Source organism: Sporosarcina sp. Y1011 (genome assembly GCF_057669885.1).
On record NZ_JBYHFP010000007.1, the window covers coordinates 38,990 to 57,900 of the forward strand.

Sequence of the window (18,911 nt, forward strand, 5' to 3'; positions counted from 1 at the left end):
CAAGCATTCCATGTCTTACAAGTGATTCTTTTACAATTTCAATTCAATATCGGCAGCTGCTTTTAGTTCTTCAACATGAGCAACAAGCACTTTTTGCTGTTGTTCTTGATTAATCATTCCTTCAATTTCCTGACTCACTTCTTCAAGCGGTGGCATCTCTTGTCCAGCTTCTTTTGAAGTGGCTGCAGCTTGATCATAGTATTCTTTAATTTCCTTTTCTGATACTTTTCCAGCTGGAGCTACTTTGTCCAGGTACTTGTCAAATATAATGGATTCAGCGATTTGAGCTTTCAATGTTTCAACATCCATGCTTTGGGCTTTGAGTGCTTTCTCCATTTCTTTTTTACCACCAAATTGCTTTTCAAATACTGAATACTCTTTGTCAATTTCGGATGTAGATGCTTTTAATTTTGCTTCTTGCGCTTTTTGAATAATCAATGTCTGGTTCACAAGTGAATCAAGAACTTGCGTTTTTACTTGTTCAGCCACTTCTTTGCTTGATGGGTCTTGTCCCATTTGTTGCATTTGACCTTGGATTGCGGCCAATGCTGTATTATAGTCCTCACCTGTCAGTTCTTCTTCATTTACAACAGCCACAATCGTTTTCTTGTCAACCTGCTGTTCGGCTAGTTTCGCTTGCATCTCTTTAGCAGCTTCTTCTTGTTCTTTAGTTGCTTCTTGTTGTTCTTTAGTTGCTTCTTCTTCTTTAGGTGCTTCTTGTTTTGTTTCTTCTTTAGGCGTTTCTTCTTTTGCTGCTTTATCTTCTTCACCGCAGGCAGCTAAACTAATTGCAAGAGCACCTGCTATAAATGGAAGTAGAACTTTTTTGTACTTCATATCGTTGAACCCCTTTCAAATCTGTCACTTCTTATTATTAAAGCTTAAATAGCATCTTACACGAGAAGTGGTCGAAAGATAAACCGATATCCCTCCATGACACTAAATTGTCACCTGGATGTAAAGTAACTAACTGGCGGATTGCCACATATGGTTAATGTTGTTTATTTCAATAGTATCATTTATACTGAATTTGTTTGAATTATTAATTACCCATAAGTACTATTTAGGAGGAGAAATATGAAACTAGGTGCATTCTCTGTAAGTTTAAGTGTAAAAGACATTCATAAATCAAAATCATTTTACGAAAACCTCGGATTTAAAGTCTCGGGCGGGGATATTACCCAAAATTGGCTTATTTTGCAGAATGAAAGTAGCGTAATTGGGCTGTTCCAAGGTATGTTTGAACAAAATATTCTGACCTTTAACCCAGGCTGGAATCAAGATGCCAACAATCTCGATTCGTTTACGGACATTCGTGACCTTCAAAAACAGCTTAAAGCAAAAGGAATTGAAATGCTGACTGAAGCAGATGAATCAAGTGTAGGGCCTGCGAGTTTTACAATTGAAGATCCAGATGGTAATCCCATTCTTGTAGACCAACACAGATAAATAACAGAACCCACCACGCCTCTTAACAATGCGATTCATGGTGGGTCATTTTTCTTAAGAGGTTCCGAAGAAAAAGCAAAGATACCAGTAACTACCACTCTTCTTATGTAGTTTACAAATCCCAATTGTCGGCAATGATTAACGTGCATGGATCGTTCAATTTAAACGAAGGAGCATGGACAATGACCAATCAAAAACAAGATATCATTAATTACTTCCAAAAACTAGACCGCGGTTTTTTCATGGATGCGCTCAAAGAATTCGCTTATATGGATGAGGCTATCCCAATCGGTCATGAACAAACGATTTCTCAGCCTTCCCTCGTACTCGATATGACATTGGCAATCGATTTGCAGCCTCATTCAAAAGTGCTTGAAATTGGAACGGGATCCGGCTACCAGACCGCCCTACTCGCTGCTTTCTCGAACTCCGTTTATACAATTGAACGGATTGCTGCCTTGCATGAACAAGCTAAAGAAAGATTGAAGAAAGCTGATTTCACCAACGTCCATTTTAAGCTAGATGACGGTAGCACTGGATGGGACGAGCACGCTCCTTATGATCGAATTATGGTGACCGCTGCTGCTGCCCAAGTGCCACGCGAGCTAATAGATCAACTTGCTGTCGGAGGTAAAATGATTATCCCCGTAGGAACACCCCTCCTACAGGAACTCTTGCTTTTGGAAAAAGACAAAGGTGGAGGAATCCATACGACAGTTTTGGATGAAGTGAGGTTTGTTCCACTAAAAGGGAAATATGAATAAGTTACAGCATTTATGCAATTACCTCTCTATCCAAAACCGTCGAACTACCGTTCCGTCATCTTCAATAAAACTTTTATCCTCAACTCCACCATTCTTTACAATTGTCTTAGCAGATCCGATATTATCATCATTACAAGTTACCAGTACTCGACGGATTCCCAACTCATCACATTTCTTTAATGCCTCAGCAAGAATCCTGGTCGCATGTCCTTTTCTTCGTGCTGCAGGCCTCACACCATACCCGATATGTCCACCGACATTCTGCAGATAATCTGTCAGCTCGTGCCGTATATCAACCATTGCAAGGACTCTGTTATTTTCATTCACTAAGAAATAATTCGTGCTAGGCACCCATTTCCCGTCCCCAGTTTCCCGGCTCTGCAGAGCTTCCAAATAAGCTTCATAGCTCTCGTAGCCTGTGAGATTGAAACTACTAGGAGTCATCCGAGGTTCATCCCATTCTTTCATACAAGCTTCATGCTCATTTTTCCATTCAATGGAAGGTCTAACCAATCGCATATCCATTCCCCATTTCCACTTGAGTAACTTACGAAGTAAGGATGACTCCTGCAAATCCCCCTGTCAAAACTACCTTATTCTCTTGATTTCTGCATCTGAAGGAAGCCGTGATGGCGATTCGGTTGTTTTCCTGTTTTTCGTATTGTTCAATTTCCACGTCACAGATGATGGTATCTTCCGTAAACACCGGTCTCAGAAACTCGAAATTCATCTTGCGGGCTAAAACATTATGGTCCCCACCCACTTTTGTCGGCAAAGTTGCTGTCAATAAACCCTGAACAACGAGTCTTCCTTGTTCTTCCGGAGTTAGATGGTGATCTCCTTCATCACGGGAAACCTCCGTAAATAATTCCACGTCCTCTTTTGTGAACGTCCGTTCAAATGAAATGATATCCCCTACTTGTAAAAGCAACTCCATTCCTCCCTTTTGTCCTTTTAATAGTTCCAAAGCATGACTTCGTTCCAATTCACTATCAGTTACGTAAGAAGTTTTGATAATCCCCAATTCTTCAGCTTGACGTTCTGATTCATCCATTCCTTATCGGGTGCCTGATATGGAGCGGAAGCCATCAATCTTCCATCCTGCCATTCAGCCGCGCTGGAACGAAGCATCTCATCCAGCAGAATTCCCACGAACTCTTTTGGTTGGGCACGGAAAGCGTGACGTGCAAAATCCTGAAACCAACCGCATTGCAGCAGGTAGTTTTCGAGCTCCTCTTCAGCCAATCCGTCTTTTATAATTAAAGTGAACGAGAAAATCCGTTTGCAGGCATGCCATGAAATTTTTTCAGGCGCGCCGAGCCACTTATCAAACCGTTTTCTCGCTGCATCAATGGCAGCTTGAGGATCGTCTATTTGAGATCCATGTCCAGAATATGCCTGTCGAACCGGGATCTTAGACAACCGTTCCAAACTCTCCATAGACCGGTGGATCGATGCAACACCCTCCCGAAAGATATTTAACCAGCCAATATCTTTTTGGTGAAAAAGATCTCCTGCTATCAATATCTCCTCTTCAGGGTCATATAAAGAAATATGTCCCAAAGTATGCCCAGGTGTGTGGAGGACCTTTAAGATTCTGCTCCCTGTATCAATTTCATCGTTATCTGACAGCTTTCGATCTACCCGATAAGGTTCCACAGGTTGGTCTAACCATTCCGCACTGCAAGCTTCAGGGTCACTAACATTAATCAAATCGGCTTCCCATTTATGCGCGGCAATCGATATGCCATAATTTTTTTGAAAATGAAAATTGCCACCTACATGGTCACTATGATAGTGCGTGTTCACAATTAGATGCAATTCTTCCGGTGATACACCTGTTTTTTTAATCAATTGCTCAGTTTCTTTCACATCACTTCCAAAACCACTATCAATAAGGATAGGTAGTTTATCCTTGATCAGGATCATATTTGCACTTGGGAAACTTCTTTCAATAAAGATAATGTCGGATTGTTTCACAGCTGCTCCCCCTTACATTCATCGACTGGAAAAATATTAGAATAGTCAATCATACACATCATATCAAATTGAAAGAATAGTTGATATATAGTTCCGGATTTCTTAATTTAAAATAAGGAACTATTGAGCTATTTTAATGTGGCATGCAATGTTTCCATTGAATTCTTCAATGATTTTTGTAGACTTACTCCTCACTACTAATTATTTGATACGCAGGATACTTTTTCTGAAATAATGCTAGGACCGTTTCATCATAAAATCGAGCTATTTCTATTTCTTCATTAAAAGCCTTTGCAAGTACAGGTGGTGTTTCTATATCTATTGGAAAATAGGTCGGCATTATTTTTGAAACTCGTTTGTAAAATAATTTCCCTATTCTCTGCGTTTCTTCTATGTCTAATCTATACAATCCTTTAAACACGTACTCGAAACCACCCAACTCGCTTTTCACATGTGCAAATAGTGCTAATTGATGACGCAGTTTGTGAAGTCGTTTTTCTAAGTATTCTTGGTTTTTCACCGGATCAAAGTTAAACTCCGTAAAATGCTCGTCATCCGCTTCCAACTGATTATTCCAGTCCCCGTTCGGATAAAACTTTAACCCTTTAATATCAATCTCACTTTGATACTTATGACGTGCTCCACTATGTTGAAGTCCATTATAACCAGCACCAAAACAATTACAACAATCACTTACTGTTTTAAATACAGGATGATTATTGGCATCTATATAGCCTGTTCGGATATAAGTTATTGGATTATATTCTGCTTGAAGATCCCAAGGTGTAAATCCTTCTTCCGCAATTATCTTATGAATCTTGGATACAATAGAATCCACTTGCATATTAACTTCTACTATATTATTCGATATAGTCACTCGGAACACTTCACAATCCAAAGCTTGTACAATATCATTCTGACGTATCTTATCCCTTATCAACATTTCCCCCGTCTGATGATAAGGCTCATCGACTTCTACAATAATACCAAATTGGGGAAAGTAGATATCCGCGAGTGCATAACTCTTAGTAGCCAAATCCCGAAGAATATACTGCTGCGTAATCATTTTTACATCCACATTATTTATTAAATGCCAAATACGTGAAACAACATAAATCTCATCATTCTTTTTATTTGTTTTAGATAGTTGTTTTTTTATGAATTGATACTTCTCCAAGATAGCTTCCTACTTTCGACTATTTATAGTAATGACTTACACTAGAAGTTAGATAAGTTTAACACCATATATAAGAACAATGATAAATACTTTAATGCAGTAAAATTTATAAATGGAAGCGATTCGTATATACTAAATTTATCCCCAACAATTAAAAGGAGGTTTCACAATGGCGTATGTATTACAAGTCGATTTCTATCAAGAAGGACCTTTTGGTGCAGAAATGGTTGGTGCGTTTAAAGATTTGGCAAATAGCATTAACGAAGAAAAAGGTTTCATCTGGAAGATTTGGACGGAGAATGAACAAACGAAAGAAGCCGGCGGTATTTATTTATTCGCAAGCAAAGCAGATGCCGAAAATTATTTAGCCAAACATACAAAACGATTGAATGGTTTTGGCATTACGAATGTCAACGGAAAGATTTTTGAAACAAATGATGCATTGACAACAATTAATCACGGCCCATTGAAATAAGTGATCAGTACCTACTAACAGTTGTTTAGTTGATACTGTGAAAACAAAAAAACGCACAGATTGTGCGTTTTTTTGCTACAGAGAAAACAGATTCTTTTAATATGCATCTGATTTTATAAAAGCTAAAACGTTCCTATTGCTCTAACCCACTCTACCTTAATAGATTGACCCCATCGATTGAAGTCATGTGTAAACTTTGCTTCTTTTTCATTTAACACTTGAACATTACATGAAACGATTTCGTTGTTATAATGTAAATTCACTTCATATTGGCCAGGTGCTGGTAATGAGTAAAATGGGTATAGTCCATTTTCGGGGCACCAATTCACTGAATAGAATTTGCCTAGCAACTTCCGGAGTATGGGAATATTCCCTTTTTCCAAAGCTTGACGAATACGTGTTGAACTAATCTTTTCCCCATCATATTCCATCAACTCTAGTGCTGACACTTTAAAATGTCCCGCTCCTTGTTTTTCAAGCGACTGAGTACACCCACTGCCACGGGATCCATAATGAAAATCAACCCCACACACAACATGCATCGCATTCAATTCTATCAAAAAGCTTTGTACGAAATCGGCAGATGAAAGACTTGCGATGTCTTGATCAAACTGAACTAAAAACAATGTATCAATACCAAGCTCCGCAAGTACTGCTTGTTTATCTTCAAGCGGCATTAAATACTGAAACGAATTTGGTGAATTGGTTACGATTGTTTTCGGATGTGGAAAAAAGCTCATTACTGCTACTGGAACTCTATTAATCTCTGCCAATCGTTTAGCCTCTTGAATGACGGATAAGTGGCCTTTATGCAAACCGTCAAAAAAGCCAATTGCAAGCACTTGCTGTTGAAATTGATTTTGCCATTGTTTAATCGTTTGACTTGTTAGATGAATTGTTTGCATAAAAAGCCCTCCCGCATTAAATTTGAACCGCTAACCTCTGGGCAACATCATAGATTAAATCCTCTTGACCACCAACCGCCTTCATGCGACCTAATTCAACCAAAATATCCCGTTCGTCAACACCAAAACGTTTGGAGGCAACCTGTGTATGCAAGAGGAAACTTGAATACACACCAGAATAGCCCATGATTAAGCTTGAACCTGTTATTTCTTGTGGTCTTGGCATATATTTTGCAACAACATCATTTGCGACATCCATGATTTTATAAAAATCAATGCCTGTTTGGTACCCGAGACGATCTAGAACAGCAACCATTACTTCTGTTTGTGTGTTCCCACTTCCAGCGCCTAAAGCACGTAAACTGCCATCGATATATGTAGCACCCGCTTCAACTGCTGCAACTGTATTCGCCATAGCCATTCCTAAATTATTGTGCCCGTGGAAACCGACTTCGCAGCCAACTGATTGCTTTACTGCAGAAATACGATCAGTAACATCCTGAGGTAACATATATCCTGCAGAATCAGTTACATAAATGATCTCTGCACCATAGCTTTCGAATAGTTTTGCTTGTTCTACAATTTTCTCTACTGACGCCATATGAGACATCATCAGAAAACCAACTGTTTTTAGTCCTAACTCACGCCCTAATGCGATATGCTGAGCGGCAACGTCTGCTTCTGTAACATGCGTTGCGACACGTACCATTTTTGCACCTGCTTTTACGGCATCTTGCAAATCACCCTTCACACCTATACCGGGAATTAACAGTACTGAAACTTCTGCCTGCTTACAAGCATCTGCTGCAATTTCGATTAACTTTAACTCGTCATGTGCAGACAGACCGTACTGTAATGATGATCCGCCAAGACCGTCTCCATGGGATACTTCAAAATAGCGAATGCCTGCTTCATCTAACCCTCTTGCTGTTTCAAGCACTTGTTGCGGAGTAAAAGAATGAGACATCGAATGGCTTCCATCACGAAGTGTTACATCTAATATTTCAAATGATCTTTTTTCCATTTGTCCCTCTCCTTACGCATTAGTCGCCGCTAGTTCTTTTGCCATTTCATTGGCTACTTTAGCAGCTGCAGCAGTCATAATATCCAAGTTACCTGAATAGGCAGGGAAGAAATCGCCTGCACCTTCAACTTCTATAAAGACCGTTACTCGTTGCCCATCAAATTGTGGTGTCCCTCGTAAACGATAGCCTGGTACATATTCTTGAACTTCTATTACCATTTTCTCAATAGAAGCGATAACTTCTGCTTCATCGAAATTCACATCTTTGATTAATGCATTTACTGTGTCACGCATAATAACTGGTGGCTCTGCAGGGTTTAAAATAATAATCGCTTTACCTTTTTCAGCTCCACCAACGACTTCAATTGCGCGCGCTGTTGTATGTGTAAACTCGTCAATGTTGGCACGTGTACCTGGACCGGCGCTTTTACTAGCAACCGTAGCCACAATTTCCGCATACGACACAGGTGCAATTCGACTAATTGCATAGACAATTGGAATCGTTGCTTGTCCACCGCATGTAACCATGTTGACATTTGACGATGCGAAATTAGCTTTCAGATTAACAGGAGGTACAGTGAAAGGACCAATTGCTGCAGGCGTTAAATCAATTACTTTCTTCCCAGCTGACGTTAGTAAATCACTATGCGCTTTATGTGCATATGCACTCGTCGCATCAAACACGATGTCGACTAAATCTAAACGCTCCATTAACCCATCAATACCAGTAGATATAACTGTATAACCTGCATCTTTCGCGCGTTTTAACCCTTCAGAATCTGGATCGATCCCTACCATTACACTCATTTCGAGTGAATCGCAGCGTTCGATTTTATACATTAAATCCGTTCCAATGTTCCCTGAACCAATTATCCCTACTTTTAATTTCGTCATACTTTCACCTCTGCCGCTTGAAATGAAATGCTAACTTCGCCTAACTCACCGAAATCCGCTTTAAAGTGGTCACCATTTGTAAATGGCAATGCTTTGGATAATGCACCTGACAGGACAAACATGCCTGGTTGAATGCTAATGTCATAACGACTCACTTCGTTTGCTAACCAGACTACCGCATTTAAAGGGTTTCCTAGTACCGCATCACTGGTCGCTTTGTCGATGTATTCATCATTTTTATATACCGTCATGCAAATTTTAGCGATATCAACATTCGATAATAGCGTCTTTCGAGCGCCTAATACCGCGCCAGCTGATGATCCATTATCTGCAACTGTGTCTTCAAACTTAATGCGCCAATCTTCTATTCGACTATCAATGATTTCAATTGATGGTACGACATAGTCCGTAGCGTCAATCACGTCTTGAATCGTCACATTCGGTCCTTGCAGAGCCTTCTTAAAGACGAAGGCAATTTCAAATTCTACTTTTGGCTGTATAAATTGTTCTGTATCAATCGCTATGTCCTCTTGAAATATCATCCTATCTAAAATAAACCCATAATCCGGTGTATGCACATTTAACATTTCTTGCATTACTTTGCTCGTTAAACCAATTTTTAAGCCTTTTACGACGGCTCCTTCACTAACTTTTCGCTCTATTTGATGCAGTTGAATACGGTAGGCATCATCCGCAGTAATATTTGGTTCTATTTCAGTTAAAGGAGCAATGGGCTGTTTAGTCAGCTCTGCATTTAGTAGTTTTTGTGCTATCGCCTGAATTTCCATGAACTCACCTACTTATAATTTATTTGTTTCAAGTGCTTTTACTTCGCTGTATTGCCCACCAAAGAAGAGGAGAGGATTTTTTTCTTCTAGCTTAAGATCAGTTACTCTCCCGATAAATAGTGTATGGTCCCCTTCTTCATATACAGATGCGACTTCACACGTTATTTGTGCAATTGCACCATCTATTACAGGTAGACCATCTAAAGTTGCAAACTGTACTTCTCCTTGAGGCTTTCCAGCAAAATGCTGTGAAACCTGTTGCTGATCCTCAGCTAAAATATTGACTGCAAATCGTTTTGACTGTGTTACTTTATCTAAAAAACGTGCATGCTTTCCAACGGAAATCACAACTAATTTCGGATCTAGCGAAACAGACATAAAGGCATTCGCTGTCATTCCATGTATGTCCCCTTCATGAATTGTGGTTAATACCGTTACACCCGTTGCAAATTTACCCATCGCTTTTCTGAATAATAAATCGTCCATTTTACATTCTCCTTTAAATTGTGATATTGAGCTAAAGTAAGCACGAGAACCGTCTCTGTGCTTACACTTGTTTCAGTTTTTAAGAAAAGCCAGGATGTGGTCAATAAACGGTTCTGTTTTTTCAATTTGTGTCCAGTGACCACACTCATTAAATAAATGTAGTTCTGCATGAGGTAGTAGCTGGATAAATTTATAACTCGTGTCTTCAAATGGAATAACTTGGTCATTCAGACCGTGGAATAGTAAAGTTTTCGTTTTAATATTTTTAATTTCTTCGTCCGAAAGTGCAAGTTCATCCAATCTTTCTTGTCTCGAATCATAGAACATCGCTGCAAAAGCATCCCTGGATTCAGGTTTGATACTCGCTTCATAACGCATACGAACAAGTTCTTCATTATTTGCTGCATCTTGATTATAAGAGAACAATTTAATCAATTCTTGCATTGATTCAAAGCTAGGATCGTACCCCCATACACGATCTAAACCATAGGATACTTTATGCTTAACCCCTACGCTGCCCATTAATATTAACTTTTTCACTAAATCAGGTCTTCTCTGTGCTACATGAAGGGAAAGCGCCCCGCCAAAAGAATTTCCTACTAAATATACAGGTCCATCCGATACTTCCTCAATAAAAGCAATCAGATGGTCTACCCACAAATCAAGGGTGTATTCATCTTTCGAAAGTTTATCTGTTTCGCCAAACCCAACAATGTCCGGTGCAAATACATGTAGTGATTCACTTAAACGCGGAATAACCAGTCTCCAGTTTGCAAATGCTGACACACCGGGACCAGACCCATGTATTAAAATCATTGTCTCTTTATTTCCTGAACCTTCTTCATGATAATGCGTGTTAATACCATTGACTTTCATATGTTTTGAACCAATTTCCAAGTAAAACCCTCCTATTACCTTTTCTACAAGGCTTTATAAATAACGATTAAATGAATGTAACTGGATAACTACTAAAATAAGGAAGCATGAAAGAGGAATCCAACTCATCCTTCCTCTTTCATGTCCCCCAACATGTTTTCATTTCAATCAAATCATTTTACGGAATCCTTTTATACTGCTATTTATGGTGGAAAAGTTAACTTTTCACTGGCTCTTTGATTCTTAGCGGAGTTCCATGCGTGAAGAACTCTTGAGGCAATTGCGTACCATGCCATAGAATCGCCTGATCTATTCCTTTCACATCCCATTCGATTGTTTTCCAATCTGGGTCAAAGATGAGATAGCCTGAATCTCCAAAGAGCTCAATACGATTTCCACCTGGTTCAAAAACATACATACATTGTGCCTGAGATACGCCATGTTTTATTGGACTAACTTCAATTTCGTATCCGCTATCTATTAGCAAGTCTGAAACATCGGATAAATGTTGTGGATAGCCATACCAGTAACAAAGGTGGTGCAGACGTCCTTTTTCTCCTAATGCATCGCCCATAATAGCAACATCATGAACCAAGTTACTAACACTTAACCATGCAGCAACATCCGTTTTATCCTCAGCTAAAATACGTTCGCGGACTTTAAAGCCAAGTGCTTCTTCTAAGAATTCAACGTTTTTATTCGTTTCACTTGCTAGTAAATTAACATGGTCGATACGACGAACAGGAACACCGCGGTTCGGACGTTTTTGCGGACGATTTAATAATGGTGTTTTCTGATCGTCAGTTGCTTGATAATATTCAACATCCCAGAAAACTTCCATCAAATGACCATCTGGTGAGTTGAACTGATAGGCACGACCATGACCGACATCTCCATCAATCCAACCAATGCCGTAGCCCATTTTTTCAATCTGAGCTACACGGCGCTCTAGTGCTTGAGGAGATGTAGCTCTTAAGGACATATGACCTAAACCAGCCTCATGATGCTCCGTGAGAATTAATGTATTATGGTAATGATCCTCATAGGCACGCATATAAACGGATTTACCTTGACGGGATACTTCACACATCCCCAACATTTCTCTAAAAAATTCTACAGATTCCTCTAATTTAGGGCTATAAAGCTCAACGTGTGCAAGATGTGCAATATCAAAAATATTTTCTTTTGTCATTTTATTTTCCTCCAATAAGTTTATTTTTTATTAAAATAAGATTACTAATTTACCACATTGGATGCCCGTTAAATCCAAGAATAGATTTACCATATCCCACCATTGCATCTTCATATAGATGGGATGGATGTGCAGCAACTGCAAGTATGTCACGAACGAATCTTTCTGAATGCTGATCTTTATAGATTGAATTACCACCAAGTATTGTTAAAATACGGGTTGCCGCTTCAGTTGATCCTTTTGCAATATACGCACGCATCGCGAACAGCTGTGCACGCTCTTCTTCATCTAACGTCCGAATACCATTTTCCTGATAATAAGTTAATTGATCCATATATTGCTTAGCTACAGCTTTTAAGGCTGTTAACTGTATGGTAATTTCTCCAAGCGTACGCTGGGCGCTGCCTCCGTCTTTTTCGCTTGCATTATTGTTATAAACACGAACGCGTCCCTCTGTCTTTACTTTAAAGTCGCGGACGAGGCGTTCCAAACCACCAATTGCAACATGTTGGAATCCCGAAAGGAAATATGCTAAATAAGGAACATTGAATAGTTGATAGTCTTTATCATAGTTGCCATCTGGTGCAGTGGCACCTTCAGCTACTCTTTTGATTTGGAAAACTTTATCTTCGGGGACATATATATCATCTACTTTAACTGCATTACTGCCTGTCCCACGTAATCCAATCGGATCCCAGTTTTTAATGATTTCTGTATCTTTTTTATGAACGATATACAAGCCAAGCTCCGGTTCAGAGCCATCTCTCATTTTGTGAACTGCGCCTAAAGCAATCCAATCACTCCATAATACGCCGCTACAGAAATTCCAAAGACCACTGATTCGGTAACCTTTTCCGTCCGGATCATCTGTGACTTTTCCAACCGGTGCAAAAACATCAGCTAGTAAAGCTTTACTTTCGTATATTTCTTCTCGGCTTTCTTTTGGTAAGAATGCTGGCCACGTATCATGAATAATTGCGAAATAAGTTATCCATGCAGCTGAAACATTATGGTTGGCTATTGTTCGAATGATATCGCCAAAGGTATGAAAATCTAAATCTTGACCTCCATATTCTTTTGGTCTCTGAAGCTTTTGAAATCCTGCTTCTTTTATTTTTTCAATGACGATATCTGGCAATTGTGCATCATTATCTGCTTGTAAGGCATGCTTTTCAGCTAACTCTCCAACCTCTTTCGCTTTTTGAAGCCACTCTTCTCTATTAGCTGTTTTTCGCTGAACCTCTAAAGTACTAATCGACAATTTAATTCCTCCTTTTGATTGTTGTAAGCGCAATCATTTTTTGCAACTAACTCTGTCTAACTAGTTATTATTATATTCTCTGTATATTCTTTAATATAGCTATCTAAAGTGCGGAAGTTTACTGTGTATTCGAACTTTATGTACTAATTGAGTCTTTACAATGTTCAAAAAGACTGTATTGAAAGGGTTTTCAGATGAATCTATTTTCATTCTCCTTTATATTGTGATATGTTGGTAAGGCTATATGAGATGCAATCGCTTACTTTTCTAATATTCCAACTCCAAATAGAGTAGCTATTTTTATTAATTTTAGTGTGAAACGTTTAAATGCATTTTTAAAACGCCAAGCAATCCAGAAAATATGGGTATCTTACTAGTATAAACACTGAGTTTCCATCCTCTTATTGATTCGTCATGTATCAGTAATGGCTATTGTTTCGCTAGCCTCTAGCAAATAACGCATATTGAAACAAAAGGTCGAAAAATCTAAACAAGGGGTGAAATGATAATGAAACCTAATCCTATGCACTTGAAGGATGCGTTTGACTTCCCGAAAGAAACTGTTGTAAAAGAATTTTATGAACGCGTGATTACGACACCATTTGAAGCAAGAACAGCATTAAAAAAAGAACTTATTTCGGTAATTGGCGAGGATCGAACAAAAGGTATATTTACACGTTATGGGTGGCATTGTGGTGTGAGTGATGCGGAAAAAACAAAACTATTTAAGTACGATAGTGTTTGGGATTTAGTAAATGCTGGTCCTGATTTCCACATGCTACATGGTTATCTAGACAAAGTAGAAATTCTAGAAATGCGTACGAATAAGGATCAGCTGGAATATTTGGTAGCAGAATGGATTAATACATTTGAAGCAGAGCAACATTTAAAAACACACGATTTGGGCACCGAACCGGTTTGTCATACATTATGCGGCTATACGAGTGGCTACTTATCAACAGTCTTACAACAACCTATCCTGGTAAAAGAAGTAGAATGTCGTGCTATGGGACATGAACATTGTAAATGTATTTGTATGCCTATTGATAAGTGGGGAGACGAAATTACGAGTGAGTTAGGCTATTATCAAGGGAATAGCATCATTAAAGAACTAGATGAAATTACAGAGCAGCTAAAAGCCGAACGCGACCATTTAAATAAAGCCAATGATATCCACCAGCGTTTAATTGAGGAATTGCTATCAAAACAAGGGATTCAAAAGGTTGTCGACATTTTACATGAAACGACTGGTTTAACAACCTTTATCGAGGATGAAAATCATCAAATTCTTGTTCAAGCAGGTCATCTTGATAAACCGCTTGATTTAAAAAAATTCATATCAAAACAGACTATTTTTAAGCGCTATTCAGATGAACTGTCATTATTACGCACGCCCATTTTCTATGAACAGCAAATAAAAGGCTATTGCTCATTTCTATATACCGGACAAGACGAACCTAATGACCTTGACTATATGATCATAGAAAAAGCAGGATTGACATCATCGATTATCTTACTGAATGAAAATATTAAAATAAACACAGAGCAGAATATTAAACGGAGTTTTTTAAATGATATTTTAGAGCGTCGTTTAACAGAAGATGAAATGTATAAAATCTCTTATTATTTGGGCTTCAACTCTTCTACAACCTACTGGATGCTCACGCTCGACCGTAATGTGAAGGAAACCGAAAACGAAATTGTATTTAATGAAGAGTTAATTCGACATATCAACTTGTATTTAAATGAGCGCAATATTAATTCAATCGTTTCACATAAGCTTGATAAGATTATTGTTCTAATTGAATACCCTACTTTTGAAGATTTGAATATAGCGCAATCAAAATTCATCAATCAATTATTAAAACATTGCTCGCGGCGATTTCCTAAATATAGAATCTCCGTAGGCGTAAGTACAGTGATTTCAAAGTTTATGGATATCTCAGTGCTATATAATGAAACGTTAGCTGCCTTACGTGCCATTAATGAACAATCAAATATCTCTTTTTTCAAAGAACTCGGTATTGAAAGTGTATTGTTCCAAATACAGGATGAAGTGCTAATTGAGCGTTTTGTAAATCAGCATATTGGTAAACTGCTAGCGATAGATACAGACTCGGATTTAATCAAGACGCTTTACACTTTTATAGATAATGGCAGTAGCATTAACAATACAGCAAAGAAAATGTCGATGTCGATTAGTGGTTTACGCTATCGACTCACTAAAATTAGCGAAATCTTAGATCATGATTTGACGGATACACAGGCTTTATTCTCTATCTACTTAGCTATTAATATTTTAAAATCAAAAGGTACAATCACCATATAATGTAATCAACCTTGTCACTTAGTAACGTGGCAAGGCTTTTTATTTGGCAATTAGCAAATTAATACTTCCTGAACTAGTGTGAACATATGTGGAACTACTCCCCAATCTGTGGGTTTCTTCTCTGGCAATTTATTAAAGGCTGAGTTGCAACAGCATTTATTTTTTGAAAATCCACTTACTTTCCGGTCGATCATGCGGCGTTATATTCATAATGAAGTATCCGATGATTAACACTAAGATAACAAGTGAATACAGTAAAGTATCTAGTGCTTGATTGTGGTCAACAATTATAAGTCTTACCATGGCAGTAATCCCGATATAAATAAAATACCTCATCGGAAAATGATAATCTTCTTTAAAGTATTTCACAATCATCGTGATGAACTCGAAGTATAAAAAGAATATAAGTATATTGGCTAGGAATAGTTTATAATCATTCGTTTCTTTATGAAACAATAAATGGCAGAAAATGATTAATTCCTTAATTAATAAAAACGACAAAATGATCGCTAGGAAAACGAGTGAAATATTCAATACGACTTGGAGAGTTTTGGGGATAATTTGAAAAACAAAGTTGAGTACTTTTTTCCACTTAACTATATAAATCATCCTCCGACTTGTTTGAAGTACTTTAAAAATGAACGTGTGAATTCAGCGAACAAGTTATACAGCTTACAATCTTATACTACCAAAGGATTACGATAAACATTCTAAAGTTTCTGTAAATGTTACTAATTCTTGGTACAATGAAAGACATCTTTGTATATCTGTAATATCTATCAGCGTAGATCACTCCCCCTTGACGTTCATTTCTTTGGTTGTCCTCTATCAACACAAAAAAATCACCTTCAGCTAGAAAGGTGATTTTTCAGGTTCATTATATCAAAATTTATGAAAGGTACAATCATTCACGATTATACCTATGTTTAAGAGCCGCACAAAGCGACTCTCCACTTCATCATTTCACAAATCAAACGCGCAAGTTTTCAACGATTGTAGCAATTCCCATTCCGCCTGCGATACAAAGAGTGACAACTCCATATTTTTTACCAGTTCTTTCAAGCTCATGTACTAATTTAGTCAGTAAAATCGCACCCGTCGCGCCAATTGGATGACCCATTGCAATGGCTCCGCCGTTTGGATTAACTTTACTGTAGTCCAGTCCTAACTCATTTACACATGCAATAGCTTGAGCAGCAAAGGCTTCGTTCAATTCCACTATATCTAAATCTGCCATCGACAAGTTGGTTTGCTTCAATGCTTTCAACGTTGCATTAACAGGTCCCATGCCCATCAGTTCAGGTGCACATCCAGCAGAAGCTTGCGCGATGATTCGTGCTTTCGGTTGGTATCCCCGCTTCAACGCTTCGTCTTCGGACATGACTAACAACGCAGCTGCGCCATCATTTCGTCCACTCGCGTTTCCTGCAGTGACTGTTCCGCCTTCTTTGAATACGGGTTTAAGAAGGGCTAGCTTTTCCAAAGTTGTTTCTCTTGGATGCTCGTCGACTTTAAACTCGATAATACCTTTGCGAGTTTTCACCGGATAAGGGGTAATTTCCTTTTCAAAATGGCCTTTTTCGATTGCATTTTTTGTTTTTTCTTGACTGCTTAACGCAAATTCATCTTGTGCTTCTCTAGAAATGTTATATTTCTCTGCGATATTTTCTGCTGTAATTCCCATATTTAGATCGCCATAGATTTCTTTAGGCTGAGACCCTGGTTGACTAGCGGTATTCGGGTCTTTTAACGTAACATCTCCTGATTTCGTTCCAAATCGCACACTATTTACATAGTAAGGAGCAGTACTCATCGATTCTGCTCCGCCGGCAATAATCATGTCACTTAACCCTGTTTGAATTTGTTGTGCAGCAGAGTTGACGGCTTGTACACCAGAACCACATTGCCGATGAAGTGTATAGCCAGGTACTTCAACAGGTATGCCAGCACGTAACATTGCGACTCTTGCTAGGTTCGATGCATCCGAACTTTGTTTTGCTTGCCCTAAAATGACTTCTCCAACAGCGCTTTTATCTAAATCTGTTCGACGAATCAGCTCTTCTATCGCATGGGAAGCGAGGAAATCTACTGTTTCATTGCCGATACTGCCTCCAAGTTTACCGATAGCTGTACGCACTGCATCCACGATTACTACATTTTTCATGTCATCATCTCCCGAATTTACTTAAAGGCTTCTCGCATAATGTTTCACTTTTTCTTTATCGATTTCCATACCAAATCCAGGGCCTGTCGGAATTATAACTTCAAAGTTTTCATATTGAATGTCATTCACTGTAATATTATCTTTGAACAATAAAGGACCAAATATCTCCGTACCGAATTTCATTTCTGGAATAGTAGCGTATAATTGGGCGCAAATTGCTGTACCAAGGCTCGACTCAATCATCGTTCCACCATACAAGCCAATTCCCGCTGCTTCCGCAATTCCCGCAACTTTCTTCGTTTGCGTTAATCCACCTGCTTTACAAGGTTTCAATGCAATACAATTACCTGCGCGGTGCTTCGATATTTGAAACACATCTTGAATGCTATTTGCTGCTTCATCTGCCATAATGGGTACTTTAAATTTAGCAGTCAATCTCGACATACCTTCATAATTCCACGTTGGGAGTGGCTGTTCTACCATCGAAACGCCGCCATCTTCTAAAGCTGCGATGCAATAATTCGCCGTATCTTCGTCCCATGCTTGATTGACATCGACAGTGATCCGCGCTTCGTCTCCAATGGCTTGTTTAATTTGACGTACATGCTCCACATTTTTAAAAGGATCGCCTTTTCCAATTTTCAATTTGAAAATATTATGGCGTTTTTGATGTAAAAATTCCTTCGCTTCTTCAATATCTTGTTCTGTATTCCCACTAGCAAGTGTCCAAGCGATTGGCAATGAGGTATGAATTTGACCACCGAATAATTCAAATGCCGGAATTCCTTTACTTCTTGCTGCCAAATCAATAATCGCTGCTTCTACAACTGTTTTAGCGAAATTATTGCCTCGCACTTGTTGCGATACTTCATGCATAATTTTGTCGAAGTGAATGGGATTCTTCCCAATCACTAATGGCGCAATATACGTGTCAATATTGGCTTTAATCGCTTCTGGCGTCGACTCCCCGTAAGAAGCCCCTCCGATTGTTGCCACTTCTGACCAACCTTCACGTCCTTCTTCATCAGTAACACAGCCGACGACTATCGTTTGTGAAACAATCGTATGCATGGCCAATTGATGTGGTCGTATTGTCGGTAAATCTAGAATATAAACAGCAAAAGAACGTATTTTCATTGTGAACCAA

Annotated in this window: 20 protein-coding genes; 4 read left to right on the forward strand and 16 right to left on the reverse strand. The window is 38.7% G+C overall.

All coding sequences use genetic code 11. From position 1 onward, the window contains the following. Window positions 1-30: 30 nt before the first annotated feature. On the reverse strand, window positions 31-837 hold the full coding sequence (locus tag AC25Y5_RS10560; RefSeq protein WP_488140248.1) for a SurA N-terminal domain-containing protein: 807 nt from the start codon (window positions 835-837) through the stop codon (window positions 31-33). A 240-nt stretch (window positions 838-1,077) separates the two neighbouring features. Here AC25Y5_RS10560 and AC25Y5_RS10565 point away from each other — a divergent pair, with 240 nt between their 5' ends. After that, window positions 1,078-1,449, forward strand: a complete 372-nt coding sequence (locus AC25Y5_RS10565) for a VOC family protein (protein ID WP_488140249.1) — start codon at window positions 1,078-1,080, stop codon at window positions 1,447-1,449. A 182-nt stretch (window positions 1,450-1,631) separates the two neighbouring features. Then, complete coding sequence (locus tag AC25Y5_RS10570) at window positions 1,632-2,213, forward strand: protein-L-isoaspartate(D-aspartate) O-methyltransferase (protein WP_488140250.1); 582 nt, start codon at window positions 1,632-1,634, stop codon at window positions 2,211-2,213. Between the two features lie 18 nt (window positions 2,214-2,231). Here AC25Y5_RS10570 and AC25Y5_RS10575 read toward each other — a convergent pair whose 3' ends face one another. From AC25Y5_RS10575 to AC25Y5_RS10590, 4 genes are all read right to left on the reverse strand, one after another. Then, on the reverse strand, window positions 2,232-2,738 hold the full coding sequence (locus AC25Y5_RS10575) for a GNAT family N-acetyltransferase (protein ID WP_488140251.1): 507 nt from the start codon (window positions 2,736-2,738) through the stop codon (window positions 2,232-2,234). Between the two features lie 22 nt (window positions 2,739-2,760). After that, window positions 2,761-3,144 (reverse strand): hotdog family protein, encoded by a 384-nt coding sequence (locus AC25Y5_RS10580; protein WP_488140252.1) that lies wholly within the window; start codon window positions 3,142-3,144, stop codon window positions 2,761-2,763. Window positions 3,145-3,209: 65 nt separating this feature from the next. After that, the gene (locus AC25Y5_RS10585; RefSeq protein ID WP_488140253.1) at window positions 3,210-4,193 is read right to left on the reverse strand and encodes an MBL fold metallo-hydrolase; all 984 of its coding nucleotides are present in this window, start codon (window positions 4,191-4,193) and stop codon (window positions 3,210-3,212) included. A 184-nt stretch (window positions 4,194-4,377) separates the two neighbouring features. Continuing rightward, the gene (locus tag AC25Y5_RS10590) at window positions 4,378-5,370 is read right to left on the reverse strand and encodes an AbaSI family restriction endonuclease (protein ID WP_488140254.1); all 993 of its coding nucleotides are present in this window, start codon (window positions 5,368-5,370) and stop codon (window positions 4,378-4,380) included. A 169-nt stretch (window positions 5,371-5,539) separates the two neighbouring features. Here AC25Y5_RS10590 and AC25Y5_RS10595 point away from each other — a divergent pair, with 169 nt between their 5' ends. Further along, on the forward strand, window positions 5,540-5,845 hold the full coding sequence (locus tag AC25Y5_RS10595; RefSeq protein WP_488140255.1) for a monooxygenase: 306 nt from the start codon (window positions 5,540-5,542) through the stop codon (window positions 5,843-5,845). A 122-nt stretch (window positions 5,846-5,967) separates the two neighbouring features. On the opposite strand, the gene AC25Y5_RS10600 is transcribed toward AC25Y5_RS10595, so the two are convergent. The 8 genes from AC25Y5_RS10600 to AC25Y5_RS10635 all read right to left on the reverse strand — a co-directional run bounded on the left by AC25Y5_RS10600 (window position 5,968) and on the right by AC25Y5_RS10635 (window position 13,271). Then, the gene (locus tag AC25Y5_RS10600; RefSeq protein WP_488140256.1) at window positions 5,968-6,750 is read right to left on the reverse strand and encodes an adenylyltransferase/cytidyltransferase family protein; all 783 of its coding nucleotides are present in this window, start codon (window positions 6,748-6,750) and stop codon (window positions 5,968-5,970) included. Window positions 6,751-6,766: 16 nt separating this feature from the next. Then, window positions 6,767-7,774 (reverse strand): 4-hydroxy-2-oxovalerate aldolase, encoded by a 1,008-nt coding sequence (dmpG, locus tag AC25Y5_RS10605; RefSeq protein ID WP_488140257.1) that lies wholly within the window; start codon window positions 7,772-7,774, stop codon window positions 6,767-6,769. Window positions 7,775-7,786: 12 nt separating this feature from the next. Continuing rightward, entirely contained in the window at window positions 7,787-8,668 is an 882-nt protein-coding gene (locus AC25Y5_RS10610; RefSeq protein WP_488140258.1) for an acetaldehyde dehydrogenase (acetylating), read from the reverse strand. Next, window positions 8,665-9,456 carry a 2-keto-4-pentenoate hydratase gene (locus AC25Y5_RS10615; RefSeq protein WP_488140259.1) on the reverse strand — a complete coding sequence of 264 codons (792 nt, stop codon included), beginning with the start codon at window positions 9,454-9,456 and terminating at the stop codon, window positions 8,665-8,667. Before AC25Y5_RS10615 ends, AC25Y5_RS10610 begins: the two co-directional genes overlap by 4 nt. A 12-nt stretch (window positions 9,457-9,468) precedes the next feature. Further along, window positions 9,469-9,942 carry a flavin reductase family protein gene (locus AC25Y5_RS10620; RefSeq protein WP_488140260.1) on the reverse strand — a complete coding sequence of 158 codons (474 nt, stop codon included), beginning with the start codon at window positions 9,940-9,942 and terminating at the stop codon, window positions 9,469-9,471. A gap of 72 nt (window positions 9,943-10,014) precedes the next feature. Further along, the gene (locus AC25Y5_RS10625; protein WP_488140338.1) at window positions 10,015-10,818 is read right to left on the reverse strand and encodes an alpha/beta fold hydrolase; all 804 of its coding nucleotides are present in this window, start codon (window positions 10,816-10,818) and stop codon (window positions 10,015-10,017) included. Between the two features lie 217 nt (window positions 10,819-11,035). After that, window positions 11,036-12,010 (reverse strand): catechol 2,3-dioxygenase, encoded by a 975-nt coding sequence (locus AC25Y5_RS10630; protein ID WP_488140261.1) that lies wholly within the window; start codon window positions 12,008-12,010, stop codon window positions 11,036-11,038. Between the two features lie 49 nt (window positions 12,011-12,059). Beyond that, entirely contained in the window at window positions 12,060-13,271 is a 1,212-nt protein-coding gene (locus tag AC25Y5_RS10635; RefSeq protein ID WP_488140262.1) for an acyl-CoA dehydrogenase family protein, read from the reverse strand. Window positions 13,272-13,779: 508 nt separating this feature from the next. Here AC25Y5_RS10635 and AC25Y5_RS10640 point away from each other — a divergent pair. Continuing rightward, complete coding sequence (locus AC25Y5_RS10640; RefSeq protein ID WP_488140263.1) at window positions 13,780-15,600, forward strand: XylR N-terminal domain-containing protein; 1,821 nt, start codon at window positions 13,780-13,782, stop codon at window positions 15,598-15,600. Window positions 15,601-15,756: 156 nt separating this feature from the next. Here the strand turns inward: AC25Y5_RS10640 and psiE are convergent, their stop codons facing one another. From psiE to AC25Y5_RS10655, 3 genes are all read right to left on the reverse strand, one after another. Next, complete coding sequence (gene psiE, locus AC25Y5_RS10645; RefSeq protein WP_488140264.1) at window positions 15,757-16,209, reverse strand: phosphate-starvation-inducible protein PsiE; 453 nt, start codon at window positions 16,207-16,209, stop codon at window positions 15,757-15,759. A 361-nt stretch (window positions 16,210-16,570) separates the two neighbouring features. After that, a complete protein-coding gene (locus AC25Y5_RS10650; RefSeq protein WP_488140265.1) occupies window positions 16,571-17,764 on the reverse strand; it encodes a thiolase family protein in 1,194 nt (397 codons plus the stop codon). Window positions 17,765-17,785: 21 nt separating this feature from the next. Then, window positions 17,786-18,901: a muconate cycloisomerase family protein gene (locus tag AC25Y5_RS10655; protein WP_482102003.1), complete on the reverse strand. Its 1,116-nt coding sequence runs from the start codon at window positions 18,899-18,901 to the stop codon at window positions 17,786-17,788. Between the last annotated feature and the right edge of the window lie 10 nt (window positions 18,902-18,911).